The 24,805-nt window shown below is 67.9% G+C and carries 18 protein-coding genes and 1 tRNA gene; 10 read left to right on the forward strand and 9 right to left on the reverse strand.

Translation table 11 applies throughout. From position 1 onward, the window contains the following. Positions 1 to 8 precede the first annotated feature (8 nt). Positions 9 to 1,526, reverse strand: a complete 1,518-nt coding sequence (locus tag ACQEXA_RS29130; RefSeq protein ID WP_433131523.1) for a PP2C family protein-serine/threonine phosphatase — start codon at positions 1,524 to 1,526, stop codon at positions 9 to 11. Between the two features lie 481 nt (positions 1,527 to 2,007). Between ACQEXA_RS29130 and ACQEXA_RS29135 the strand changes: the two genes are divergently transcribed. After that, a complete protein-coding gene (locus tag ACQEXA_RS29135) occupies positions 2,008 to 2,673 on the forward strand; it encodes a bifunctional DNA primase/polymerase (protein ID WP_432929975.1) in 666 nt (221 codons plus the stop codon). Positions 2,674 to 2,828: 155 nt separating this feature from the next. Then, positions 2,829 to 3,329 carry a hypothetical protein gene (locus ACQEXA_RS29140; RefSeq protein WP_432929973.1) on the forward strand — a complete coding sequence of 167 codons (501 nt, stop codon included), beginning with the start codon at positions 2,829 to 2,831 and terminating at the stop codon, positions 3,327 to 3,329. 256 nt (positions 3,330 to 3,585) lie between these two features. Here ACQEXA_RS29140 and ACQEXA_RS29145 read toward each other — a convergent pair whose 3' ends face one another. The 3 genes from ACQEXA_RS29145 to ACQEXA_RS29155 all read right to left on the reverse strand — a co-directional run bounded on the left by ACQEXA_RS29145 (position 3,586) and on the right by ACQEXA_RS29155 (position 6,660). Beyond that, entirely contained in the window at positions 3,586 to 4,551 is a 966-nt protein-coding gene (locus ACQEXA_RS29145; protein WP_432929971.1) for a DUF5926 family protein, read from the reverse strand. 563 nt (positions 4,552 to 5,114) lie between these two features. Beyond that, a complete protein-coding gene (locus ACQEXA_RS29150) occupies positions 5,115 to 5,657 on the reverse strand; it encodes an ATP-binding protein (protein ID WP_359390716.1) in 543 nt (180 codons plus the stop codon). Positions 5,658 to 5,850: 193 nt separating this feature from the next. Beyond that, complete coding sequence (locus ACQEXA_RS29155; protein WP_360990842.1) at positions 5,851 to 6,660, reverse strand: glycerophosphodiester phosphodiesterase; 810 nt, start codon at positions 6,658 to 6,660, stop codon at positions 5,851 to 5,853. Positions 6,661 to 6,937: 277 nt separating this feature from the next. On the opposite strand from ACQEXA_RS29155, the gene ACQEXA_RS29160 reads away from it, so the two are divergent. Continuing rightward, a complete protein-coding gene (locus ACQEXA_RS29160) occupies positions 6,938 to 8,410 on the forward strand; it encodes a S1C family serine protease (protein ID WP_432929968.1) in 1,473 nt (490 codons plus the stop codon). A gap of 95 nt (positions 8,411 to 8,505) precedes the next feature. Beyond that, positions 8,506 to 8,590: transfer RNA gene (locus ACQEXA_RS29165), tRNA-Ser, on the forward strand. Between the two features lie 194 nt (positions 8,591 to 8,784). On the opposite strand, the gene ACQEXA_RS29170 is transcribed toward ACQEXA_RS29165, so the two are convergent. Continuing rightward, complete coding sequence (locus ACQEXA_RS29170; protein WP_432929966.1) at positions 8,785 to 9,960, reverse strand: ATP-binding SpoIIE family protein phosphatase; 1,176 nt, start codon at positions 9,958 to 9,960, stop codon at positions 8,785 to 8,787. Positions 9,961 to 10,538: 578 nt separating this feature from the next. Here ACQEXA_RS29170 and ACQEXA_RS29175 point away from each other — a divergent pair. The 5 genes from ACQEXA_RS29175 to ACQEXA_RS29195 all read left to right on the forward strand — a co-directional run bounded on the left by ACQEXA_RS29175 (position 10,539) and on the right by ACQEXA_RS29195 (position 17,849). Next, positions 10,539 to 11,480, forward strand: coding sequence for a helix-turn-helix transcriptional regulator (locus tag ACQEXA_RS29175; RefSeq protein WP_432929964.1), 942 nt, complete (start codon positions 10,539 to 10,541; stop codon positions 11,478 to 11,480). A 365-nt stretch (positions 11,481 to 11,845) separates the two neighbouring features. Further along, on the forward strand, positions 11,846 to 12,604 hold the full coding sequence (locus ACQEXA_RS29180) for a DUF899 family protein (protein ID WP_432929962.1): 759 nt from the start codon (positions 11,846 to 11,848) through the stop codon (positions 12,602 to 12,604). Positions 12,605 to 13,081: 477 nt separating this feature from the next. Next, positions 13,082 to 13,585, forward strand: coding sequence for a DinB family protein (locus tag ACQEXA_RS29185; RefSeq protein WP_432929960.1), 504 nt, complete (start codon positions 13,082 to 13,084; stop codon positions 13,583 to 13,585). A gap of 1,424 nt (positions 13,586 to 15,009) precedes the next feature. Then, the gene (locus ACQEXA_RS29190) at positions 15,010 to 15,681 is read left to right on the forward strand and encodes a nucleotidyltransferase family protein (protein WP_432929958.1); all 672 of its coding nucleotides are present in this window, start codon (positions 15,010 to 15,012) and stop codon (positions 15,679 to 15,681) included. A gap of 761 nt (positions 15,682 to 16,442) precedes the next feature. Further along, a complete protein-coding gene (locus ACQEXA_RS29195) occupies positions 16,443 to 17,849 on the forward strand; it encodes an IS1380 family transposase (RefSeq protein WP_433131525.1) in 1,407 nt (468 codons plus the stop codon). 285 nt (positions 17,850 to 18,134) lie between these two features. On the opposite strand, the gene ACQEXA_RS29200 is transcribed toward ACQEXA_RS29195, so the two are convergent. From ACQEXA_RS29200 to ACQEXA_RS29215, 4 genes are all read right to left on the reverse strand, one after another. Beyond that, the gene (locus ACQEXA_RS29200; protein WP_432929956.1) at positions 18,135 to 18,671 is read right to left on the reverse strand and encodes a hypothetical protein; all 537 of its coding nucleotides are present in this window, start codon (positions 18,669 to 18,671) and stop codon (positions 18,135 to 18,137) included. A 1,122-nt stretch (positions 18,672 to 19,793) separates the two neighbouring features. Next, positions 19,794 to 21,059, reverse strand: coding sequence for an ISL3 family transposase (locus tag ACQEXA_RS29205; protein WP_433131527.1), 1,266 nt, complete (start codon positions 21,057 to 21,059; stop codon positions 19,794 to 19,796). 133 nt (positions 21,060 to 21,192) lie between these two features. Beyond that, positions 21,193 to 21,354 (reverse strand): hypothetical protein, encoded by a 162-nt coding sequence (locus ACQEXA_RS29210; protein ID WP_432929952.1) that lies wholly within the window; start codon positions 21,352 to 21,354, stop codon positions 21,193 to 21,195. Between the two features lie 107 nt (positions 21,355 to 21,461). Further along, positions 21,462 to 24,443, reverse strand: a complete 2,982-nt coding sequence (locus tag ACQEXA_RS29215) for a hypothetical protein (RefSeq protein WP_433131529.1) — start codon at positions 24,441 to 24,443, stop codon at positions 21,462 to 21,464. A gap of 88 nt (positions 24,444 to 24,531) precedes the next feature. Between ACQEXA_RS29215 and ACQEXA_RS29220 the strand changes: the two genes are divergently transcribed. Then, positions 24,532 to 24,672 carry a hypothetical protein gene (locus ACQEXA_RS29220; protein ID WP_432929948.1) on the forward strand — a complete coding sequence of 47 codons (141 nt, stop codon included), beginning with the start codon at positions 24,532 to 24,534 and terminating at the stop codon, positions 24,670 to 24,672. The last annotated feature ends 133 nt before the right edge of the window (positions 24,673 to 24,805 follow it).

Here is a 24,805-nt window from a genome sequence, read left to right on the forward strand (position 1 = left end):
TCGCGCCCTCACTCGAAGCGCGCGGCCAGCAGGACCACGTCCTCGGTGCCCTCCGTCCGGCCGGGACCGTCCGGCAGCACCGTCCGCAGGACGTGGTCGGCGACGGCTCCCGGGTCGACGCGCATCGGTCTCGGCACGCTCACGGCCGCCGCGTGCAGCCGGGCGAAGGCGCGGTCCATGGGGTCGCCGGTGCGGTGCAGCAGGCCGTCGGTGTAGAGCAGGACGGTCTCGCCGGGCTCGGCGGTCAGTTCGATGCTCGGCGCCTCCCAGCAGGCCAGCATCCCGAGCGGCGCCGACAGGGAGGTCTCCACGAACTCGGTGCGGCGCGGGCCGGTCACCAGCGGCGGGCTGTGCCCGGCACCGGCGAGCGTGAGCTTGCGCAGCGCGGGCTCGCAGTACGCGAACAAGGCGGTGGCCGTCCGGGCGGGTTCGGTGAGTCGCAGCAGCAGCTCCAGGTCCGACAGGACCGCCACCGGGTCCTCGCCCTCCATCACGGCGTACGCCCGCAGGGAGGCCCGGAGCCGGCCCATCGCGGCGACCGCGCTGGGCCCGGACCCGGTGACCGAGCCGACCGCGAGACCGAGCGCGGCGTCCGGCAGGGACAGCGCGTCGTACCAGTCGCCGCCTCCGTAGGGGCCGCTGCTGCGTCGGGCGGCGAGCTGGACGCCGGGGAGCCGGGGCAGCCGGGCGGGGAGCAGCTCTTCGGCGATCGTCGCCATGCACGCGCGCGTGCGCTCGAGTTCCACGATCCGGGCCAGGTGCTCGGTTGCGTACCGGATGTAGAGACCGGCGAGGTGACGCTGGCGCTCGACCGGCTCGGCCGGTTCGTCGTAGAACCACACGGCGGCACCGAGACGGCCGGCCGCGTCGGTGGACAGGGGGAGGGCGTAGCTGGCGGCGTAGCCGAGCTGGGCGGCCACCTCGCGGTGACGGGGGTCGAGTCCGTCCTCGGAGAAAAGATCGGGCTCGGCGATCTCGCGTTCACCGCCCGGCAGCCCGTCCAGGATCCGGCCGTACGACATGGAACTGCGCGGCACGGTCTCGATGTGCCCGAGGTCGGCACGGGCCAGCCCGAGGCCGATCGTTCTGTCGGGGCCCAGGCCGTCACGCGGTTCCAGCACGAGGAGCCCGCGCCGGGCGCCCACGAGGGCGGCCCCCGCACGCAGTACTTCCTGCAGCGCTTCGGCGAGGGCGGACGTGCGCGTCAGACGCTCGGTGAGTTCGTGGAGCGTCGTCAGATCGGAGACCCAGCCGGCGAGCCGGTCCTGGAGGAGGGCGACCTCGCCGACGGACCCGGGTGAGACGCCCGAGGGGACATCCGCGGAGGCAGCCGGCGGCGCGACAGTGTGTGCGGACGGGAGAACCGTTGAATCGATTCCGGCCACTTTCGAAGGGTGAGGGGCGTTCATGGCATCCGGCTTTCGCACCGGTGCATATTGCTCGATAGCATCGCAAACCCCCATGTCAATCTGCGCCGCTAGCAGTGGCTCCACATGTACACGCACTCGTGAGGAGATGTCCAGCATTGTCCTGCTGGGATTCCTGGTGTCCGAGGGGCGCTCCTACTCTCCTGCGCCAACGCAAAGTTGGCTTAAAACAGCCTCAGGTATCCGCCAATTGGGGTCGACTGGCCTCGTTCGACGGAGCGTCACAGCGGTCGTGATGGGTACGTACTCGGTGAAGGCCAGGGGTGGTCGGGAACCACCCGGAACCTGGCGCCGGACCCGGGCGTCTTAACCACCGACGACCGTGCCCCATCCTCCCCTGGCGGAGGCGGAGAAGAAGAGCGGGACGGCAAATCGCCAGGTGCCGCCACCCCACGCCATGCCCATGCTTGTGATGGGCGCAGTATGGACGCGGACGCAGCCAACGCTCGACCCACAGGGGTTCCCCTTGTCCAAGACAAGGGTGTGATGCGCCAGTAGGTACGCACAGTGAAGTGATCGACACATGGTGTGATGTGACCCACGGTGTTGCCAGGCGTGCAACGGAAAGGAACGAGCGCTCATGCGCGAGATCCTCGGAAGGCGACGCAGGCTCCTGTCCAGGCGGAACAACGGAAGGCCTGAGTTGATCAGCGCGGCCCTGACCTTCGCGACCCGATGGCAGTGGCCCGTTCTCCCGGGTGTCGCAGCCGACCCGCAGGGGCGAGCCCGCTGCGGGTGCCCCGACCCGGAGTGCACGGTGCCCGGCGCACACCCCTTCGATCCCGGACTGCTCGCGGCCACCACGGACGAGCGCATGGTGCGCTGGTGGTGGACCAACCGGCCGTCCGCACCCATCGTGCTGGCCACCGGGGGCCGGGCGCCCTGTGCGGTGAGCCTGCCGGCCCTCGCGGCCTCGCGGGCCCTTGCCGCACTCGACCGCAAGGGCATGCGCCTCGGCCCGGTCGTCGCGACGCCGCACCGCTGGGCGATCCTCGTGGCGCCCTACTCGATGGAGCAGCTGGGCGAGCTGCTCTACGCCAAGGACTTCGTCCCCGGCTCACTCCGCTTCCACGGTGAGGGCGGCTATCTCGCGCTTCCGCCGTCGGAGACCGGCCACGGGGAGATCCGCTGGGAGCGGGCGCCGCTGCCCGGATCCGCCTCGCCCTGGGTGCCCGATGTGGAGGCGGTCGTGGACGCCGTTGTGGAAGCCCTCACTCGTACGGGTGTGAGTGCGCCCGAGTTGTAGGGGTGTCGGGCGTTCGGCGAACCGGGCGCCCCTGATCGGCCGATATCTTCGGCCTCATGGTGATGCGTCCCGGGGGACACGGGGATCTGGGGCACGGAAGGGGATCGCGAGCCGTCGACCGACCCGAAACCGGCAGGTTCAGGCTGCTGGGGCTCATGGGCGTGGTGGCGGCCGTGCTCGCGCTGCCCCTCGCCGTGGCATCCGCCGGTCCGGTCGGCGAAGCGGATCGCGCGGCGCTTCGCGAGCCCGCGCACCATGACGTGAAGCTGCCCGCCTCCGCCCGCTCCCCGCTCCTGGGCCCGGGGCTCACCACGGCCGCCCGCTGCGGTCCCCAACTGTCCTCCGCCGACGGCATCGAGGCGCAGACGTGCGTGATGACACAGGGCCAGGAGACCTGGGCACGCACGTACTACCGCAATGCCACAGGGGAGCGGCTGAGTTCCGTGCTGAGCTTCATGGGCCCACAGGGGCGCAGTATCGAGATGCACTGCGCGGTGGCCGCCGCGGACGACCCGGGGGCCTGCGAGACGCCACGGCAGCGGCTGAAGGGGGAGCCGGTCGTGTACTCGGCGGTCGCGGAGTTCGCCGGGGCCGAGGGGAGCGGACCGCTGCTGCTGCGTGCCGGAAGCGACACCGCCAGGGGGAACGCAGAGTAATTCGGCCGATCCGCACGGGAGTTGGCGCCGACCCGGGTTCGGGGCCGTACGCACACATGGAAAGACCCGGTTGCTGGCGACGGGGGATGCACCAGCAACCGGGCTACTGGAACGGTAACAAGAGATCGGCGGTTCGCAAATTCGGTCTCGGCTATTCGGACACGGATTCGCCGGTCGCAGACGGGACTTGTGACGGGAGTCACCTATCGCGTGAGCCCGCGACGAGCTGACCGGTCGGTCAGCGGAACGCCGTGGCTCAGCTGAGTGTGACCTGGCGGTTGGTCAGTCCGCCGCGCGCCCGGCGCTCGTCCGCGGTGAGCGGCGCGTCCGAGGCGAGGGCGTCCGCGAGGCGCTCGGCGAACTCGGCCGCCGGCTTCTCGACGTCCTCCGCGCTCATTTCGCTCGGCAGGTCCCAGACCGGCACCGTGAGCCCGTGCGCACGGAAGGAGCCGACCAGACGCGTGCCCTCGCCGAGGCTCGACCGCCCGGCCGCGTGCAGCCGCGCGAGAGCGTCCAGAAGCCGCTCCTCCGGGTGCGGCATGACCCATCGCAGATGGTTCTTCTCGGGGGTCTCGCACCAGTACGCGGAGTCCACGCCCTTGAGCTTCACGGTGGGGATGGCGGCCTCGTTGGCCCGCTCCAGCGAGGCGGTCACCTCGGGGGTCGCGTTCTCCACGTCCGGGACCCAGAACTCGAAGCCGCTGTGCACCACCGGCTCGAAGGCGCCCTGCGGGTCGAGCAGATCCTGGAGCCGCGGGCCGCCGGCGGGTGCACGCCTGGCCTGGACCGGGCTGCCCGGTGCGGCGGTGAGGGCACGCTCGAGGACGTCCGCGAGATCGCGGCTGATGTCGCCCGACGCCGTGTCGTTCTGCAGGCCGATCAGGACCGAACCGTCGTCGCGGCGCAGCGCCGGCCATGCCATCGGCAGCACCGTGGCGAGTGTGACGGAGGGGACACCCTCGGGGAGCTCGTCCCTCAGCTTCAGCTCGACGGTCGCCGCGGGCACCAGCTCGCGCAGCGCCACCCAGTCGCACTCGCTGTGAAGCCCCTCGAACGGGCGCTGCACCAGCTCGGTCGCCGCATGCGCGGCGGCCCGACCGTGGCAGGCCTTGTAGCGGCGTCCGCTGCCGCAGGGGCAGGGTTCGCGAGCGCCGACGACCGGGATCTCGGCATCCGTGAGCTGCGGGCGCTCGGCCTTGGTCTGGGGTCGCTTCTTGGCCATCGTGGATGTCTCCCGGTTACGGCTCGTTTCGTACGGGCGCGAGCCTAGTCGCTCGTACGACGGCCGACGGGATCCTGTGGACAACGCACCGAGTCGTGCCCGAAGGGATGCTTCGGCCCGGGCCGGAATCATCCGTACGGGCCTGCTCGGCGGGCGGTGTCGGGAGCGGGCCACCGTGGGGGCGAGCGCTTCGGCCCCGTTGCCCGTGTGACCGCTTCGGTCCGGCTGTCGGTGGGAGTGGGTCGGTTCCGTTGTCAGGGTGACCGCCGCTGTCCGATTGTCGATGTGACCGTGTCGGTCTGGTTGGTGATGTGGGCGGATCGGCCCGGTTGTCGGCGCGGGCTGTCGCAGTCCGGCCGTTCAGGTCCGATCGGCTCGGTGCGGACTTGCACAGGCCGACCCGTTCGAGTCTGACCGGCTCGGTGCGGGCTTGCGCAGCCGGTCGTTCGGGTGCGGACGGCTCGGTCCGGACGCTCGCCGGTGCGTCGGCCGGGTCCGCGGTCATCCCGGTCGCGACGGCCTCAGCCCCGTCCTCGCGTCCGTAGGCTTCGTTCCTCGCGACCTCAGTCCACGTCCTCGAACGCGTCGGTGAAGTCCAGGTCGGGTATCTGCGACACGGGCGGCGCCGTGATGCGCGTGGCGAAGTCGTCCCGACGGTGAGCCGTGCCGACGTCGTCCTGCACCACCACCCAGACCGTGACCTCGCCTCGGGCGTCGTCGCGTACGCCCCAGTCCTTGGCCAGTGCCGTGATGATGTTCAGCCCGCGACCGCCGTGTGCGGTGACCGAGGGCGTCGCCGGTACGGGACGGGTGGGACCACCACCGTCCGTCACCTCGACCGTGAGCCGCCCGGAGACGTCGACACGCCATGCGGCGAGTACGTCCCCGTCCCCCGTCAGCCTGTCGCCGAGCGGCCTGCCGTGCCGGCAGGCATTGCTGAGTAGTTCCGAAAGGATCAGTACGGCATCGTCGATGACCGATTCCGACACGCCACCGGTTCGCAGTTGATCACGCATCCGGTGTCTTGCTTTCCCCACGCCCGCAGGACCATGGGGTACGGCCATGCTCGACGACGTGGGCACCTCCTGTGCCACCACCAACGCCACCCCCGAGACCTCCTTCGCCCCACGCCACGGTGTGAATGCCCCAATGGACTGGGGCGGAAACCGTCCGCGTACGTGTGCTGACGCACTCGTAACGGTCGAACACCATCCGAACGCGCCGGAGCACTCCTCGTCATGGGGGTGGCCGGATTTCGACGCCTATGGGGAGCAATAAAGGACCCGGAACCGATGCCTCTCAGCGACCGAGCTGGCTCAGCACCGCGCGCGGCCGGTTGGTGATGATGGCGTCGACGCCCAGCTCGAGGCAGAGGTCGACGTCCTCCGGTTCATTCACAGTCCACACGTGCACCTGGTGACCGACCTGCTTCAACCGCTGGATGTACGCCGGGTGACTGCGCACGATCCGCATGGAGGGGCCGGCGATCCTGACACCCGCCGGAAGGCGTCCGTCGCGCAGCCGGGGAGAGAGGAACTGCAGCAGATACACGGTCGGCAGCGTCGGGGAGGCGGCCCGCACCCGGTGCAGCGAGCGCGCCGAGAAGCTCATGACGCGCACCGTCGACTCGGCCGGGGAGGCCGGGGACTCCAGGCCGAATCGCTTGAGCAGGAGCAGCAGCCGCTCCTCGACCTGTCCCGCCCAGCGCGTCGGATGCTTCGTCTCGACGGCCAGGTGGATGGTGCGTCCGGCGTCGGCGATGAGTTCGAGCAGACGTTCCAGGGTGAGAACCGAGGTGTCCTCCGGGTCCTGAGGGCGGTGCTCCCAGTCCGGCTCCTCGTCGCGGCTCTTCCAGGAACCGAAGTCCAGGGCGGCGAGGTCGGCGAGCTCCAGCGCGGAGACCGCACCGCGGCCGTTGGACGTACGGTTGACGCGTCGGTCGTGAACGCAGACGAGATGTCCGTCCGCGGTCAGCCGGACATCGCACTCGAGGGCGTCGGCACCGTCCTCGATCGCCATCTTGTACGCGGCCAGGGTGTGCTCGGGGGCCTCTTCGGAGGCTCCTCGGTGGGCCACCACCTGGACCAGGTGCTGTCGTGCGTGGGTCACCGCGTCATGGTGCCACCGTCACGGGGCATGTGTGGGGTCGGAAGGCGACGCCAGGGCGTCGGCGAGGCGTCGGGAATGCAGATTTTTGTTCGGACAGGTCCCATATAAAGGTAGGTCGGCGACCCACAGCCACTGCTTATGGTGGCCTGACGTCCGGTGGGAAAAGCTTGACGGCGTACAACAGACTGGCACAGCTGAACGCGCCCGACGCCGCGCAGGGTGAGCGAAGGCGCCGGAACGAACCCAGAATGACTGCCGTGGAACGAGGAGAAGAGCTGTGAGCACCGAGAACGAGGGCACTGCGGTCCCCCCGGCCCCGTCTGCACCCCCCGTGCCGGTGGACGCTCCCGCTTCCGCGCCGGGCGCGGCTCCCGAAGGGCACACGCCCGCGGCGGATGCGCCCCGGCACGACGGGGGCAGCACCGCGCCCGAGGGGAGCACACCGTACGGGCCCGGCGCGCCGCAGCAGGAAGGCGCGCCGACCGCTCAGTTCCCGCAGGGACAGCCGGGAGGTTTCTCGGCCGCCGAGGCAGGCTGGCCCCCGCCTCCGCCGGCCACTCCTGCCTACGCGGGTGGCGGCGCGGGCGGCGCCTGGGGTGCCTCGTACCAGGCGCCCGCACCGAAGCCGAGGAACGGCCGTGGCGGTCTGGTCGCGGCGGTCCTCGTCGCCGCGCTGGTCGCGGGCGGTGTCGGTGGCGGCATCGGTTACCAGCTGGCCAAGAACGACGACTCCGGCGGTTCCACGACCGTCTCGGCCGCGACCAGCGGGGGTGACGTCAAGCACGACAACGGCTCGGTCGCGAGCGTGGCCGCCAAGGCGGTGCCGAGCACGGTGACCATCGAGGCCGAGAGCTCGAACGGCCAGGGCGGCACCGGTACGGGCTTCGTCTTCGACACCCAGGGCCACATCGTCACCAACAACCACGTCGTCGCCGACGCGGCCGACGGCGGCAAGCTCACGGCGACGTTCCCGAGCGGCAAGAAGTACGATGCCGAGATCATCGGCCATGCGCAGGGCTACGACGTCGCCGTCATCAAGCTCAAGAACGCCCCGTCGGACCTCAAGCCGCTCCCCCTCGGTGACTCGGACAAGGTGTCGGTCGGCGACGCGACGATCGCGATCGGTGCGCCCTTCGGCCTCTCGAACACGGTGACCACGGGCATCGTCAGCGCCAAGAACCGCCCCGTGGCCTCCAGCGACGGCAACTCCAGCAGCAAGTCGTCGTACATGAGCGCCCTTCAGACGGACGCCTCGATCAACCCGGGCAACTCCGGCGGCCCGCTCCTGGACGCCCGGGGCGCGGTCATCGGCATCAACTCGGCCATCCAGTCCACGAGCAGCGGCGGGCTGGGCAGCAGCGGCCAGTCCGGTTCGATCGGCCTTGGCTTCGCGATCCCGATCAACCAGGCGAAGTACGTCGCCCAGCAGCTGATCAAGACGGGCAAGCCGGTCTACGCGAAGATCGGCGCCACGGTGTCGCTGGACGACAGCACCGACGGTGCGAAGATCACCGACCAGGGCTCGGGCGGTTCCTCCGCGATCGAGGCGGGCGGCCCCGCGGCCAAGGCCGGCCTCAAGCCGGGCGACGTGATCACCAAGCTGGACGACAGGGTGATCGACAGCGGCCCGACCCTGATCGGCGAGATCTGGACCCACCAGCCCGGCGACAAGGTCACCATCACCTACCTGCGTGGCGGCCAGTCCCACACGGTGGAACTCACCCTGGGCTCCCGGGCCGGCGACAGCTGATCCCTGCCATGGGGCCGCGCGACCGATGCTGAACCACGCGCGCGTGTGCCACCCGTTACTCTTGTCCCCGCGCCCGCCGATCCCGGCGGACGCGGGGTGGGTTGCCCGAGCGGCCTAAGGGAACGGTCTTGAAAACCGTCGTGGCGCGAGTCACCGTGGGTTCAAATCCCACACCCACCGCGCAGGTGAACGGCCCCTGACCAGGCGATACGGTCAGGGGCCGTCGCGTTGTGCGGTGCCCGCTCGACACGGTGATTCCCCGCGGTTCCCCGTGCGATCGGACACGGATGGGGCACGGGAGCCTTCTGATCCGTAGCTCTACGTGGATCGGACCAATGTGGAGCGAAAACTCCACCTGCGGGACAAATGGGAAATCAGGAAAGGTTTTGTTCGACCCAGACGAGTTTCCCGTCCAATGCGGAGCGAAAGCCCCACCTGCGGGACAGATGGGCAATCAAGGACAGGCCACGGCCGTTCTCGTCGTCGATGCGCGCATGGCCCAGGCGCGGGTAGCAGTTTCCCCTGTCAAAGACTTCGCAGGTCAGGACTTGGTGCTGGATGAGCCGCAGCCGGATAGGGCCGTCGCCGTGGTCGATGGCGTTGGTGAGCAGTTCGCTGACGACCAGCTCCGTGGTCGGCACCAGATGCTCCAGCCCCCATTCGCTGAGCTGACGGGCGACCTCGTGCCGGGCGGTGCGAACGACGGCTGGCTCGGGCGGCAGGTCCCAGGAGGTGATCTGGGCCGTGTTGAGTACACGGAGCCGGACAAGGAGCAAGGTGACGTCATCGAATAGTGTTTGAACCGGCACGGTTTCCATCACCGAGGAGCACAGGTCCTCCAAGGATTGATCAGGCTGCGCCAGGGCGGCGGCCAGTCGCTGCATGCCGACGTCGATGTCCTGGTCGCGGGACTCGACCAAGCCGTCCGTGTAGAACGCGAGCTGGCTTCCCTCGGGCAGCTCCACTTCCATGGTCTCGAAGGGAACCAGCCCGAGGCCGAGGCCAAGCGGCGCACCGGACGGCAGGTCGGGGAAGGTGACCTGCCCCTGCGGATCGATGATCGCGGGAGGCGGGTGCCCGGCCAGCGCCATAGCGCACCGCCCCGCGACGGGGTCGTAGACGGCGTACAGACAGGTCGCGCCGACCACCAGTGGGGCCTCGTCCAGGACGTCGTCATCTTCCTCGGTCATGCGCTGGACGCTGTCATCGAGGTGGGTCAGTAGTTCGTCGGGGGGCAGATCCAGGTCCGCGAGCGTGCGGACGGCGGTTCGGAGCCTACCCATGGCCGCCGCGGCGTCAATGCCGTGTCCGACCACGTCGCCGACGACGAGGGCCACCCGGGCACTGGACAGCGGGATCACATCGAACCAGTCGCCCCCCACTCCAGCGTCCACGTCAGCCGGCAGGTAGCACGAGGCCACCTCCACGGCGTCGCCGCCCCTCAAACGGTGTGGGAGCAGGTTGCGCTGCAGCGCGAGGGCTATTGCTGCGTCGGATATCTCGCGGGTTTTCGGTGACTCAACGAGTGCTGTCTGGTGAGTGCTCGTCATTCCAGGTCCTATCAGGTATGGGGCGTAGGTGCGAGGAGAAGCCGATCGTCAGGGTGTCGGCCAGCGTCGCGTGGCGACTTGCCCGCAACCGGCCCGCCAACCGGGGATTCGCCATGGTTGGCAAGGTCCGCGGGATCGTGTCCTGCGGGCCTTTGTGCCGGCCTGCATTACCAGAGAACCAGCCGGAGAGGCATCCGGGGGCGGTCCAGCAGGCATCCCTCGGCCAGGGCCTACTGACCCAGGTACCGGCAGGCCCCCTTTCCCATCGCCGAGCATCCGGTTCCACCGGCTGTGCGACCCTGACGCCTTCGGATATTCCTCAACGGCCCACGTCCGAAATCACTCATCAGGACATTGAAACAATTTCGACCATTTTTCGCCGAGCCCATATTCGCAAAATTCCTATTTGCTTGACGTCGCTGGCCGATCTGACGGGAAGCGGGCACTCGTCCCCCTTTGGGGTTGTCGTGCGACTGCTCTAAAGGCCCTCTTTCTCGCTGAAAGAGAGACGGTAATGTGACCACGCGTTTCTACGGTGTGTCTTGCTGGGCTTGCAGATGGAGAGCTAGCCTCAAGGTATGGCTACGTCGTCGTCTGGCTCAGGTGGCAACAAGGAGCTGAGCGATTTTCTGCGTTCGCGGCGCGCCCGGGTGACTCCTGAAGAGGTCGGGGTTATGGCCGGGGCGAGTCGCCGCGTCCCGGGACTCCGCCGTGAGGAAGTCGCGCTAATAGCAGGATTGAGCGCCGACTACTACATCCGTCTGGAACGCGGGCGGGTGGGCAACGTCTCAGAAGCAGTGTTGGAGGCCGTGGCCCGGGCCCTGCGACTGGATGACGTCGAGCGTGTGCACCTGTTCAACCTCGCCAGGCCGCGGTCCGTGGCCAGAGTGAGCCGGTCCGCGGTTCCGCGGCGAGTGCGTCCCGGGGCGTACGCACTGCTCGAGGTTCTCCGGGATACCCCTGCCATGATTCTGGGCGATCGCATGGACGTCCTTGCCCTCAATCGGATGGCCCGCGCCATGTTTGTCGATTTCGAGGCCGTGCCGGCCAGCGACCGCAATATGGCGCGATTCGCATTTCTCGATCCCGTGGCACGTGAACTGTTTCTCGACTGGGACAACGCTGCCCGGATGATCGTCACAGGTTTGCATCTGTACGCGGGTCGCAATCCGGACGATCCGCACCTGGCCGAGCTGATTAGTCAGCTGTCAGCCGCAGACGAAGACTTTCGCCAGTGGTGGGCCGAGCACGACGTGGAAGAGTTCTCCTACGGCACCAGACACCTCTGGCACCCACTGCTCGGCGAAGTCACTTTGGAGTACGAGAACCTCAGCTTTCCCGGTGACCCGGGCCAGTGGTTGTGCGTGGATACGGCTCAACCCGGCTCGCCGTCTTCCGAAGCCTTGCGGATCCTCGCCGGCTGGATCTGTGGCCTGGACACCTCGGTACACGCAGGTTCCGCAAGCAGTTCTGGGCAACTGTCGGACCGTCAGCTCCAAGTTCACCGGGACTGGGGATGAGACCACGCGTTGTTTGGGGCCGGAGCGGGTTTGGGTGGTGTCCCTTTGCCTGCACTCTCACCTTTTCCCGCCGCCTTGCGCGGCACAAAGTGACCGGGCGGGCGGCAGCGATCCCCGCTCACCAGCTCGGCGGCGTGCTGGCCATGGTTCGGACGGCGCCCCGGGCAGCCGGCATCGTCGCCCTCGGTTATGTCTGTATCGGGATTATCGGCGGCCGGCGTCAGACCGCAGGCCAAGCCGACGTTGCGCACGGCCAACGGGCCCTCTCCATCGCCAGGACCGTGTACTCCGGCGAGGTCGTGGTCAGCAGGGCCTGCCTCAGGCTCTACCGATGAGTTCTTGTGTGCGGTCGGGTCAGTACGGGCATGACTGCTGTGAACAAACCACCGGTCGCCTCCCGCCGGGAGTGGCTGACCGCCGTCGACACCCTGCGCGCCCGGGAGAAGGCGCACACCCGGGAGGGCGATGCGATCGCCGCCGCGCGGCGACGGCTGCCCATGACGGAGGTGGACCCATCAACTCCGCTCGTCGGAGGCAACGGAGAGGTCCCCCTGATCGATGTCTTCGAGGGCCGCACCCAACTGTTCGTCTCGTATCACATGTGGCACGACGGCCGCCCCGCCGCAGACCAGTGCGAGGGCTGCACCTTCTTCACCGGCCAGGTCCGCGAACTGTCCTATCTGCACCAGCGTGACGTCACCTTCGCCGTCTTCTGCCAAGGCCCGTTCGACGAGTCCGAACGCTACCGTCGCTTCATGGGCTGGGACATGCCCTGGTACTCCGTACCCGCCGAGTCACGCGAACCGCTCCTCGCCGGCCGCCACTTCGGAATGAAAGCGAGCTACCTCCGCGACGGAGAACGCGTCTACGAGACGTACTGGACCACCGGTCGCGGCGTCGAACCCATGGCGCCCTCCTACGGCATCCTCGACATGACCGTCCACGGACGGCAGGAAACCTGGGAGGACTCCCCGCCAGGCTGGCCGCAGCCGTACGAAACCCTCGGTCAGCAGTTCCGCAAGGACGGACTGCCGACCGCGCAATGGGCACGGATCACCGCAGGCCACGACGACGACCTCCACAGCGGACAGCCCATCACGGACGGCTCAGGCTGCTGCTCCTGAACTGGAACCCGACGGCGGTCCCGGCTGCACGGTCGAGGCCCCGTATTCCTGCGGACCGTCCACACCCGGTTACGGTGTGCGTGCTTCAACGGGCCACATCCGAGCAAGCGCGAAGAGGCCCCGTCTGGGCCAAAAGCGCAGGTGGTAGCCCTTTCGATGTGACGCACTGCCAGTTCTCTGGGCTTAAAAGGTCGTCGCATTTGGTGAAGCGGTGACACTGCGTCGACTGGAGAACGAACCGGCGGGGCCCTCCCGGGCCTGGCAACACCACAACCGCGGAGAGGAGGATGACCGCTGGGGGTAGTGAAGTCCCAGCTCAAAGCGTTTCCAACTCTGTACACAGGTGGCCCTTCGGGAGAGGAAGCAGCACATGAACTGCACGAGCGAGTACGCAGGCGCGGGTGGCATCACCGCGCTCGCTGCCGCCATCGAGTGCCTGGCAGCAATCAAGCAGTGTGGCATCCGGGAGGTGGCGAAGTGACCGTGGTGGTGGACGCTGAGATCACGGCGCTGCTGAGTGTCTTGCAGGTGCAGCGAGACCACGTGTTGGGGGCAGTGGAAGGGCTCAGCGAGGAGGCGCTGCGGCGCCCGGTGCTGCCCTCTGGGTGGAGTTGCCTGGGGATGGTGCAGCACCTCACGCTGTCGGTGGAACGTTTGTACTTCCGTGCCGTTGTGGCTGGGGATCCGGTGGTCATCGACCTGGTGAGCAGCCAAGACAGCGCATGGCAGGTGGCTTCGGGGCTGCCGGCCGCCGATGTCCTTGACCGCTATCGCCATGAGGCGTCCCTGGCGGATGCCGTCATCGCCGCCTCATCTGCAGATGCCGACTTGGTCTGGTGGCCCTTTCCGGAGGGTGAGTGGCGCCTGCACAATCTTCGGGATGTCCTGCTCCATGTGATCACTGAGACCGCGTGCCACGCTGGCCACCTTGATGCGGTTCGCGAACTCATCGACGGGCGTCAGTGGTTGGTGAACACCTAGACCACCAGCAGCGCAACTGGGTCAAGGCCGATCCGTCCGAGGTGGATCAACCCTTTTACAACGCCTAACGCCACGGTCACGATGCTCGCGGAGGTCGGCGGAGCGGCTTTGGGCGGGAGCTGCCATGGGGCGAGTGATCATGGCCCCGTAAGCTGATGGCGCGTCGGGCAGTCTGTGGACCTGCCAAGCTCTTCAAGAACACGGCCAAGACTCCCGACGGCGACCCGTTCGCGGAAGAGCGCGCGTGCCAATGCTCGCCGGCGTGGCCCAGCTTGGAGACGACGGCGAACGGGTACGTGCTCCCGGCTCAGCCCTCCAGCCACTACAGCGTTCTCACGAACCTCGAGGCCGATCCATTCGTCGCGCGCTGCACCGATTGCCACGCTCGCTATCCCCATCCTTGGGTGATCCCGCAGGGCGCACCGATGCCTTTCGCCTGGGCTCGCGAGACTCCGCCGACCGCGTGAGCGTCGAGCAGGCTCAGTATGGGAAGAATCGCACTCACGGCCGGGGAAGCCAGGAGAAGACCACGCGTGCCCCCTGCATGCCCGATCGGACGGCCACAGGCGGGGAACGTCGACGAGTCGCCCGGAGACTCGCAGGTCAGCTTCTTGCCAGATCAGGCCCAGCGCGGTTACGCGATCTTCCAAGTGGTGCTCCAGGACCAGGACAGCGGCGCTTGACTTGGTCATTGAAACTCCCGGCCAAAGTCGCTCCGACGATCGCGTGGGCAGGCTCACCGACTCAGCTCCTCAGAGTCACGAGTCCCTTCACAGCGATTACGACGCCCATGATCCCAAGCACGACCCTCATGCGCTCAGGGGTCTTCCCGATCATCCGCCCCCGAGTATTGACCGCGTCCAACCAACCCCAGATCCATGGGGCAACGTTGCGGTAGTTGCAGGCCACCGCGATCAAGACACTCGCCGCAAGTAGTTCGACCACCCCACGAAGAACCAACGCCGTTCCCGTCCCTGCCCCCACGACCAACGCCGCCAGTCACGACATGATCCCCCACCGCTGTACAGCAGGGAAGTACAGCAACCACAGCAACCGCGGCCGTCCACCACCGATCCCGGACCACCGACTGACCTGCCGAGCAGACCTCAGTGACCGTCCTGCCCGTAGTTCGCATCGAGGGGCACACGGCGACACCCCCTCGGGCCGTCTCCGGGCCGTACGGGGGTGCTCAACGACGACCAACGCTGACAACCACCGACAACTAAGTCGCAGGTCGCAGCGTTGATCGATTAACCGGCGGCAGGTCAGGGACCCGGCCCTTCACTTCTTCGACTACTGATCGCACTTGACGAGGGAGCGACGCGAGGGCGGCCCCGAGGGGCCGCGCGTAGTGGTGTGTAGGTAGAGCCTCCTGTTGAGGCAGACACGGTCTGGCCATGGGCGACTTGTGGTAGGCAGGGCTGGTGATCAGTCGACTGCCTCTCGACCAGCAACTTGATTCTCTGCATGCGGTGCTTTCGCGTAATGACGTGTTGACGGAGGTGCTGGCGCGGACCGCGACGTTGGGCCTTCCTGGGTGGTACGTGGCGGCCGGGTGTCTGTTCCAGACCATATGGAACGTGGTCACAGAGAGGCCTCCGACCAGCGGCATCAAGGACTACGACGTCATCTACTTCGACGGCAGCGATCTTTCTTGGGAAGCAGAGGACGCAGTAATCAAGGCCGGACGGAACGTCTTCGCCGATCTGCCTGCAGACGTTGAGATCAGGAACGAGGCGCGGGTCCACCTCTGGTATGAAGCCAAGTTCGGGGTGCCGTGTCCGCCGTATGACTCCGCCGAGGCAGCGATCGACAGTTTCGCCGCAACGACGTGTTGTCTGGGAATTCGTGTGGAGACGGACGGCCGTTGGCGCGTCTATGCCCCGCACGGACTGTCGGACATGTTCAACCTCGTCCTCCGCCCGAACCCGGCACTTGCCCCTCGGTCGGTCTATGAGACGAAGGCAGCGCGATGGCGCGAGCAGTGGCCCGAGCTGAGGGTGATGGACTGGCCGGCCACAAGCAGTGCCTCGGTCGCCGCCGAAGGCGTACAGCAGCGAAATACCGCAACCACAAGAATTGATCCCGTCCAGTAGCGACCTTGAAGGGCCTTGGTGCGACCGGTATGACCGTCAGCGACCGATCCACATAGAGCTACGGATCAGATGCTCGTGTGCCACAGGCGTGCCACATCGACTTGTCAACCACGGTCTCTCGAAGTCCGTGACGGTGCAGGAACGAGCCAGCGTCCTGGTCGCAGCATCCGTGGCGTGACCAGCGCAGACCATCCAACCAGGACCACCAGGCTTACAAGGCAGTGGTCCGCTGGCATAGCCAACGCGGCCGCGACACTTCCAGAAGAACGAGCCGATACGTGATCCAACACCCAGTCCCCGCACGAGCGTTGACCTACCGTGCAAAGGTGGACAGCATACGCTTGTGACCAGGCACCATCCTGCGATGACACGGGGCCATCATGGCAGTTGAACAACGACACGAGACGCGTCGGCTGCGTGAGCGTCTGCGCGGTTACCTCATCGCCGTGGCGCTCCTCGCTGGGTGGGCGGTCATAGGTCACCGGTGGATGTCTGAACCGTGGTCAGCGTGCATAGAGGACATGCTCTTCGTACTTGCGGCAGCCGTGCTCTACTGCGAGATCCGCGCCTGGCGATTCCGTCGCATCCACCGTATGTCCGATTGATCGGAATCAACGGGCAGCAACAGTGAGTGTCTAAGCCTCGATCCACCGGGCAATAGCCGGTCCAGGGCTTGGACATGAAGACGCGGATGCCCTCTGAGCTGGGACGATGGGACTTCCTAGGGTTCCATGTCCACAGAATCGGAGTGCATCCGCGAGATGCAATCTTCCCATGCCACTTCGGCGGTGTCCGCCGCGTTCGATGAGGCGAATCTGGTCGCGTATGCCGGGCTGGTCCCGGTGATGCGGTTGGCTGAGCGGTGCGGGCTTGCCCGTCTGACGGCGGACAAGGTGAAGCTGAGGGGGGCGAAGAACGGGGCGGGTGCCGCGGCGGACGCCAAGGTCACCAGCATCGTGGCCGGCATGGCCGCGGGCGCGGACAGCATCGACGACCTGGACGTGCTGCGGCACGGTGCGATGCCCCTGCTGTTCGCAGGTATCCGTGCCCCGTCCACTCTGGGCACGTTCCTGCGCTCGTTCACCCACGGTCATGCCCTCCAACTCCACGCGGTGCACCGCCAGTTCCTGGCCGCGCTGGCCGCGAACACCCCGCTGCTGCCCGGCGCGGGCGAGAAGGCGTTCATCGATGTCGACTCCACTCACAAACGCGTCTACGGCCGCACCAAGCAGGGTGGCGAGTACGGCCGGTTCAAGGGCATCCGCACCCTGCACCCCCTGCTCGCCACGATCTGCACCCCCACCTCCCGACCGGTGATCGCCACCGTGCGGATGCGCCGCGGCAAAGCGGCCGACTCCCGCGGCGCCCCGAAATTCGTCAGCGAGGCACTGGCCACCGCCCGTGAGGCCGGCTGCACAGGCCTGCGCATCCTGCGCGCCGACTCGCAGTTCTACAACGCCGGCGTCATCGCCGCCTGCCGCCGGGCCGGCGCCCGCTTCTCCCTCACCACCGGCATGAACCCCTCCATCAAACGGGCCATCGCCGCCATCGACGACACCGCCTGGCAGCAGATCACCTACCCCACCGCCGTGCCCGACCCGGAGAGCGGCGAGCTCATCTCGGACGCCGAAGTCGCCGAGATACCCGCCTACACCGCGTTCGCCGGCCGGAAGAAAGCAGATCGGGTCACCGCCCGCCTCATCGTGCGCCGGGTCCGCGACCTGGCCAAACCCAACACCATCGGCGAGCAGGGCGAACTCTTCCCCGCCTGGCGCTACCACCCGTTCTTCACCGACAACCCCGCCCCCACCCTCCAGGCCGAGCGGGAACACCGCCACCACGCCGTCGTCGAGCAGGTCATCGCCGACAGCAAGAACTCCGCACTGGCCCACCTGCCGTCCGGGCACTTCCACGCCAACGCCGCCTGGCTCACCCTGTGGGCCATGGCCTACAACCTGCTGCGGGCCACCGGCGCCCTGACCTCCGCCTTCCACGCCAAAGCCACCACCGCCACCCTGCGCGCCCACCTCGTCCACGTCCCCGCCAGGATCGCCCGCTCCGCCCGCCGCCTCACACTGCACCTACCGCAGCGATGGCCCTGGCAGCACGCCTGGACACGACTGTTCGACACCGTCCACCCGCCACCCGAGGCGGCCCGACGTCACTGACCATCCCGCCCCGCCAGGGGCCCGACCGGAGCAGAACCGTGGAAACGCTGGGCAGACCAGCAAATACCCCCCGCCCACGTCCAGTCACAGCCCCAACGCCCGACCCTCGAAACCTCAAAAGACCCCTTCAAAGCCGACCGGTGGATCGAGGCTAAGTGCGTGACAACGCCGACGAACAGCGGCGGACGTGCACGCACATCTGTGGACCGTCGCCGCAGGTAGGGAGCACACCAACCCAAGGTCGGGCGCCCGCTCAAGTTGCTTCGGGACGAAGCGGTCGTGGTTTCACATCCCGCCATCTGCAGGCACACGGAATACCGGGCCTCGGGCACCCAGGACCCCGGGCACGCCCTGCCATAGGGCTGCACCGTTCTCCCGCTCCCAGCCCGCTGTCGCCCGGGACCGCACCCACGCGGCCAGGGCTGCCGGAATCAACATGACGGGCGGCATCACCTCATGGAACGCAACGCCGATGAGCACCATCCAGCAGCCTCCCGCGCCGACGAATCCGGCCGTGCGCCGTAGCGACAGCCGTCGCGCCGCGTCCTGGCCGGCGCGCGGTTCGTCGACACCGTCGATCTGCGCGGCCTGCTCGTACTTGCGGCGGAGCCGGGCGGGGAGACGGAAACCGAGTGGCAGCAGCGCCAGGCACCCCAGAGTGACCGCAACCGTGCCCACCAGCAGGGTCTCCAGCCGGTGAGTCGTCCCGATCAAGAGCAGCAACAACCCTTCGGACAACACCGCGCCCGCGCCCATCATCAGCGCAGACGTCTGATGGAAGTACACCACCCTTATCAGCCCGGGTCCGGCACCCTCAGTCATCGTCTCAGCTCTCTGCCCGGACACCCGCACGGGCAGGGTAGATCCAACGCCGCGCGAAACGCGGGGTCAACCGGCCACGTGTCAGAACATCGTCAAGACTGTCCCGCCCCAGCGCCCGGGCTCGCGCAAGGCAGACATAGCCACGTTCAAGGGACAGTTGGATGCCGTCGCCGACCCCGCGAGTGCCGGCACCAGCGCTTTGCTCGCCCAGTACTGCGACGACCATCTCTCGTAGAGGGCTCGGTGGTGCATCAGTCACGACCGTGGCCGTCTCGATTTCCGTCTCATTCAGCCCCGTTCACCGCCGTTCAGGCGAGACCCATGGCCGAGCCCGACCCGGCGACCGTCCACCCATGAACCCAGGTGAACGCCCCCGAACGACGCGTACCACGCCACCAACACAGTTGGAAAGCGTGTTGGTGGGCAGCCTTCCTGACATGGACGCAGGGGGACGCTTCTAGTAACCATTACCGGCGCAGCGATCGCTCTGCTGGGGCAGCACCTGAACAAACGCAGTGAGGCACGCGCCAAGACCGTTGAGCTGCTCATGGACGCGTGTGCTCAAGTCGCGGCATCAAGCAGAGATTTCCTCAACCGCGTGTGGGAAGAGCAAGTCCTGAGCCATGAGGGTCGCGTGGTCGAGTGGGACCTAGCGAGTCATCGTCTGGCTTCCGCGCGCTACAGATCCTGTCCAACGACGCTGGGCTGTTGGCTGCACTGCGCGAGGTCAATGACGCCGGCCAAGCCTTGGGAGCCTACTGGCGACAGGGTAACGCGGAAGAGCCTGAGTACCGATCCCGGCGGGATCGGTGCCGTACCGCCATGCACTCGTTCATCGAGCAGAGCAGCCGTGTGATCGGCAAGCACCTGGAGCGCCCTTAGGTGACCGCCGCACCACAAGCGCACCAGACCGAGCGGGGAACAGCGGGGAACCGCGGTGAAAGCAGCCGGGCCCGACAGAGCAGCCTCGCTGCCGTTCGCCCAGGTCAGCGCCCGAACCGACCTCAAATGATCGCAGCTTCCCGAGCTGAGGGCGTGAGTTCGATTCTCGTCACCCGCTCCACAAAGAAGGCCCAGGTCAGAGACCCGGGCCTTTTTGGGCTCTCCTGCCGTATGCGTGGGTCATTCTGTGGTGGGTTGGCGGCCGGGGAGGGTGGGGCGGTCGCCGACGAGGGTGAGCATGACGAGGGCGATGATGGCGTCGGCGGTGTGGAAGCCGAAGCCGCGTCGGATGATCAGGCGGGTCTTGGTGTTCGTGCTCTCGATCAGTCCGTTGCTCATGCCGGTGGTCAAGGCGGCGCGGATCGCCTGATGGTGGCGGCGGATGCGGCGCTGGAGGTCGATGAAGCTGTCGATGCGGCAGCGGCGGGCCCAGCCGATCCAGCGGTCCAGAGCGGACAGGGCGGCGGTAGGCCGGGTCTTGGCCAGGGTGAATACCGCGCGGAGGGCTTCCTTCAGGCGCCAGGCGCGGTGCAGGCGGGGATCGGTGGCGGCGATCCAGGTGAGTTTCGCGGCCTGCCGATCGGTGAGGTCTGCCTCGTTCTTCCACAGCGCGAAGCGGGAGTCTTTCAGCGCCCGGGCGGTGTCCGGGTCGGCGGCCTGGTGGCGGGCGCGGTTCCACGAGGCACGGCGTTCGACATCCAGGGCGTCGGTGGCCCACGCGATCACGTGAAAGGGATCCATCACGCGCACCGCCGAGGCGACCCGGTCGGCCAGGACCTGGGCGATCCAGGCGGCGCCGTCGGCGCTGATGTGCGTGAGTTTGGCGGTGCGCTGCTTGCCGAGGGCGTCGAAGAAGCGGTCGAGGACGTCCTTGCCGTGTCCGTCGGCCATCCACACCACCTTCGCGGTCTCGTGGTCCACCACGACGGTCATGTACTTCTGCCCCTTGCGGTGGCTGATCTCGTCGATGCCGATCCGGGTCAGCCCCGCCAGCCGGTCGACGGCCCGGTCACGGTCGGCGACCACCCGCTCCACGATCGCCCCGACCGTGCGCCAGGAAGTCCGCATCAACTGTGCGGCCGCGCTCTTGGAGCACTCCGAGGCCATCCAGGCGGCCTGCTGATCGAAGGCGTAGGTGTGTCTGGCACCGTGACGGGCCCAGGGCACCGCCGTCACCGTCACCCCGTGTCGGCGGCAGTCCACCCGCGGCGCGTCGGCCTCCAGGAAGACCCGCATCACGCCGTGGTCGAGGTCTCGCCACCGACGCCGGCCCCGCCCCGCGTCGAACCAGGGCGCCGGCCGTCCGCACCGGCCGCACCGCTGCCGACGGCGGGCATCGGGCCGTACCGACACGACCACACATTGTTCGTTCTCATCGATCCGGACGCCCTCGACCACGGTGTTTTCCGCCGTCAGGGACCGCTTCCATATGCTGAAGACAGACACGCCGTTTCTCTGCTTGATCAAACTTGAGCCTAGACACCTCAAGGATCACAGGAAGCGGCGTGTTTCACGTATCAGCCCAGGCCACAGCACCCACGCATACGGCAGGAGAGCCCCTTTTTGCTGTCCACCGTGATCAGTTGTCGCGTGCCGGATTCGTGCCAGAAGGTTGATCGTCGGCTTCGGCGGGCTTAGCTTCTGGCACGGCCGCAGCTTCCTGGCGTGCCTTGCTGACGATGGCGTCCAGTCCGGTTGCAACCTGCTGCAGACGATCGTCGTCGGAGTGCTGGTAGCTCAACGCTGCCTTCTCCAAGGACTGGCCGGCGCCGACCATCGTGTCCTTGAGGGTGGCCCCGGCCGTGAGACGACGGTTGTCGTGGCAGTCTCACGGCCGGGCAGGCAGGCTTATCGGGTGACCATGACGGCGTCCAGGGTGACGGTGGATCGTCCGGGTGCGCTGCCGGAGAGGACCTTCAACTGCACTCTGTGGGCAGTGATCGTGGCGCCCAGCGTGCGGGTGAACACCACTTGCCGGTAGGCGGTCTTCGCGGCGTACGTGTTCACCGTGCCGACCGTCTTTCCGTCCACCAGGACCGCGAAGCGCCCGCCGTTCGACTTCCGGGTCGCCACTATGCGCAGTTGGGTGCCGTCCGCCGAGAAGGACACGGATGCGCCCTTGACGGCGGAGGCGCGCTCGGTGCCGGACCAGGCGGAGGATGCCGCTACCGACTGCCAGGTGCCCGAGTAGTGCAGTGCCGCGGCACGGTCATCGATCGGGATGCCGGTGGCCGCCGCCTTGCCCCAGGGACCGGTCTGGCCGACGTCGTCGTGAGCGCGGACATAGAACCGGTAGGTGAGTCCGGGTACCGGCTTCACCGGGCTGCTCGCTTTGCCGAAGACCGCGGAGGTGGACGTGGTGCCGGTGCGCCAGGTCTGCAGCGGCCCCAGTTGCCAAGAGCCCTTGCTGTTACGGGTGGCGACGCGCCAGCCGACGTCGTACGACTTCACGCCCGCGGTCTTCGCCGACCAGGCGACCGGCACCGCGGCGCTCGTCGCCGCGGTGCTCGCGACGGTCGGAGCCGTGATGGAGGCCGCAGGGACCGCCCGACGCAGGGTCACCTTGCCACTGATGTCGGGCGCCGCCCGGCCGGTCACCGTATCGCGCACTGTCAGTGTCCAGGCATATGCGCCCTCGGCGGCTGCTGTGCCCGCTTCCGTCTTTCCGTCCCACACCGGTGCGATCCTGCCGTCGGAGGCGGTACCAGTCAGGGAACGGACCTGCGTGGTGCCGGACTTGAGGGTGAGCGTCCAGCTCACCGGCCGGTTGTAGGCCCAGGTGGGGTTCCAGTTGTCGGCCGATCCGTCGCCGTTGGGGCTGAAGCCGCTCGGGGCGGCGGCCGAGGCGGCGGTGGGAACGCCGGCCCAGATCACGTGGGTGACTCCGGCGCCATCCATCCAGGCTGCCCAGGGTGCATCGCGATCGACGGCCCACCGTTCGGCGGCGGCACTGTCGGCCTTTTCCGGGAGGGCGAACAGAGGCTGCGTCTGGGCTCCTGCCACGCCCAGCGCCTGGGCATTCAGCATGACGGTGCTGCTGCCCGAGGTCCTGGTGAAGGTGTACAGCACGTTCGCGCCGAGGATCGGCGTGTGGACGGAGGCGTCCACGGCGGTGCGCGTCGAGGTCCCCGCCTTGAGGAGCAGGCCGTTGGTGGACGCGGCCCCGCAGGTGGTCAGCAGGATCCAGGAGCCTCGCACCTGCAGGCCTCCAGGAAGGCAGTTCACCGTGGCTACAGTGCTCACCGTGCCAGTTGCCAGGTCTGTACGCCGGATGGACCAGGCGGAGCCACTGGCGTCGGAGACGGAGGAGTAGAGGGTGCCTCCGTCAAGTGCAGAGCCGCCCGGCACATGCTTGCTCGCACCGCTGCTGACGGTCTGCAGCAGAGGCCCGGCAATGGAGCTGGGGTCATTCGACAGAACATGCTCCCCGTCGAAGTCCATCACCTCGGCGCCCCCGGGGTGCGGGAGGGCGGCACCGATCTGCTTGCCGGCCTGGTAGACCTCGTAGCCACTGCCCTGATCGGTCAGGACCCGGCCGCCGGCGGCAGCCAGCGTGGGATGCACGATCCCGTTGGAGTAGGCCATCACCCGTGAGGGGCCGCTCGCCGAAGCGGCGGCCGTACCCACCGAGAGCTTGCTGCTGAGCAGGACGCCGCTGCGCCGGGAGGAGTCGTCGCTGGTGTAAAGGACGCCGTCGGAAAGCGCCATGGCGTCCAACCGGGCCGGGCCGGCAGGGATCGTGGTGGCATCGCCCGCGGCCGTGGACACCCGTCCGGCGACGAGGGTCTGGATCCGGGCGTCGACGTCCGGCCGGTAGAGCGACACCCGCATCCGGCCGTCGTCGCCCACCGAGACGTCGGTGAACGTCCCGCCGAGATCCGCCGCCGGCGCGGAGCCGTCCCTGGACATGGCAAAGAGTTCGCTGCCGGTGCCCGCCGGGTTCCAGCTGGTCCAGGCAAGGGTGTCGTCGCTGATCCAGCGAACCCCGTCGACAGGCAGGGTGACGGTGGTCGGGCCATCGCCCGGCGCCGACCGCTGCCACTCCGTCAGGACGGCACCGTCGATGACCCCCACCCTGCTGGGAGTGAGCTCCAGCCCCTGCGGCAGCATCTGGGACGCGGGCTGGGCGACGGTGACCACCTCAGAGGTGGTGAAGTCGACATACGCCACGACGTACTGCCAGGTGGCGGTCTTCCTCAACACCAGGGCGCCGTTCGTGTCCGAGGCGAGGACCTCGTACTGCGAGTCGTCGGAGAGCAGCGTCCGGTCCTCGCTGCCAGGAGTACGCAGAATCAGGCGAACCCGATACTCCGAGCCCTGCAGGTAGCTCTGCTCGATGAGGATGCCGTCACCGGCCTGCCCACGGTAGCGCTCGGTGCCCGCTGCCCCGGAATCGTTGTAATTGACCGGGAGCGTGCTCTCGGCTCCAGAGTCCAGATGGCGGAGTGTGACGTGGTCGGCCAGGGCGCCGTTGGGATTCGTCGAGGTGGCGACGGCCACCACGCCGTTCTGTACGGACACCGCGTTGACCTGCACGGTATCAGTGGTGTCGGCGAGCGGCCCGAGATCCTGGGGCGTGCCTCCCTGGGTCGCGACCCAGCCGTGCGGCCGGAAGTCGGCGGACGTCTGCTGGCTCCAGACAACCACCTGACCGGACCCGGATATCTGGTCCGCCGACGGTGCCGAGGTCGGCCGGGCGGGCAGCGATGTGGACACATCCGTCGCAGTCGCCGCTGCGGCTGTGGCGGGGGCCAGGGCGACAGCCTGCGGCAGCAGCAGTGCGCCGGTGACGGCCGTGACGGCGAGCAGATGACACTTGCGCGATGGCATAGCGTCGGGGTTCCTTTCGGACGAGAGGCGCGCATCATCGCACGCGTCCTGACCGCGTCCACCAGCAGGGATCCATTGGTGCTGAGCGGTGGTTGCAGGCCCCGATTACCGCGACCTCGGCCCTCGCATCTACGCCAACCAGTACGCCAACAGCCGCGCACAACGGCAACTGTCGGCGGTGGTGGACGCCCGAAGTGAGCAGCTCTTGTCACTCCAGGACACGGCCTGAAAAGCGGAACGTCGCATCAACCTCATGTATTCAGCTATGAAGTGGAACTGACGCCTTGACAGCAGAAGGGTGCCTCTCACCTGCGATGATCTGGATTGCCTAGATCAAGAACGTCGCGGGGAAGAGGCACCCG

The sequence above is a fragment of the Streptomyces sp. CA-106110 genome (assembly GCF_050936285.1).
In the GTDB taxonomy this organism is placed as follows: domain Bacteria; phylum Actinomycetota; class Actinomycetes; order Streptomycetales; family Streptomycetaceae; genus Streptomyces.

What these genes read in the sequence shown, in the direction of transcription:
- ACQEXA_RS29200 (WP_432929956.1), bottom strand. Translation starts at nt 18,671, where the DNA reads ATGACTGAGGGTGCCGGACCCGGGCTGATAAGGGTGGTGTACTTCCAT.
- ACQEXA_RS29215 (WP_433131529.1), bottom strand. Translation starts at nt 24,443, where the DNA reads ATGCCATCGCGCAAGTGTCATCTGCTCGCCGTCACGGCCGTCACCGGC.
- ACQEXA_RS29170 (WP_432929966.1), bottom strand. Translation starts at nt 9,960, where the DNA reads ATGACGAGCACTCACCAGACAGCACTCGTTGAGTCACCGAAAACCCGC.
- ACQEXA_RS29180 (WP_432929962.1), top strand. Translation starts at nt 11,846, where the DNA reads ATGACTGCTGTGAACAAACCACCGGTCGCCTCCCGCCGGGAGTGGCTG.
- ACQEXA_RS29135 (WP_432929975.1), top strand. Translation starts at nt 2,008, where the DNA reads ATGCGCGAGATCCTCGGAAGGCGACGCAGGCTCCTGTCCAGGCGGAAC.
- ACQEXA_RS29195 (WP_433131525.1), top strand. Translation starts at nt 16,443, where the DNA reads ATGCAATCTTCCCATGCCACTTCGGCGGTGTCCGCCGCGTTCGATGAG.
- ACQEXA_RS29145 (WP_432929971.1), bottom strand. Translation starts at nt 4,551, where the DNA reads ATGGCCAAGAAGCGACCCCAGACCAAGGCCGAGCGCCCGCAGCTCACG.
- ACQEXA_RS29175 (WP_432929964.1), top strand. Translation starts at nt 10,539, where the DNA reads ATGGCTACGTCGTCGTCTGGCTCAGGTGGCAACAAGGAGCTGAGCGAT.
- ACQEXA_RS29130 (WP_433131523.1), bottom strand. Translation starts at nt 1,526, where the DNA reads ATGCTGGACATCTCCTCACGAGTGCGTGTACATGTGGAGCCACTGCTA.
- ACQEXA_RS29140 (WP_432929973.1), top strand. Translation starts at nt 2,829, where the DNA reads ATGGGCGTGGTGGCGGCCGTGCTCGCGCTGCCCCTCGCCGTGGCATCC.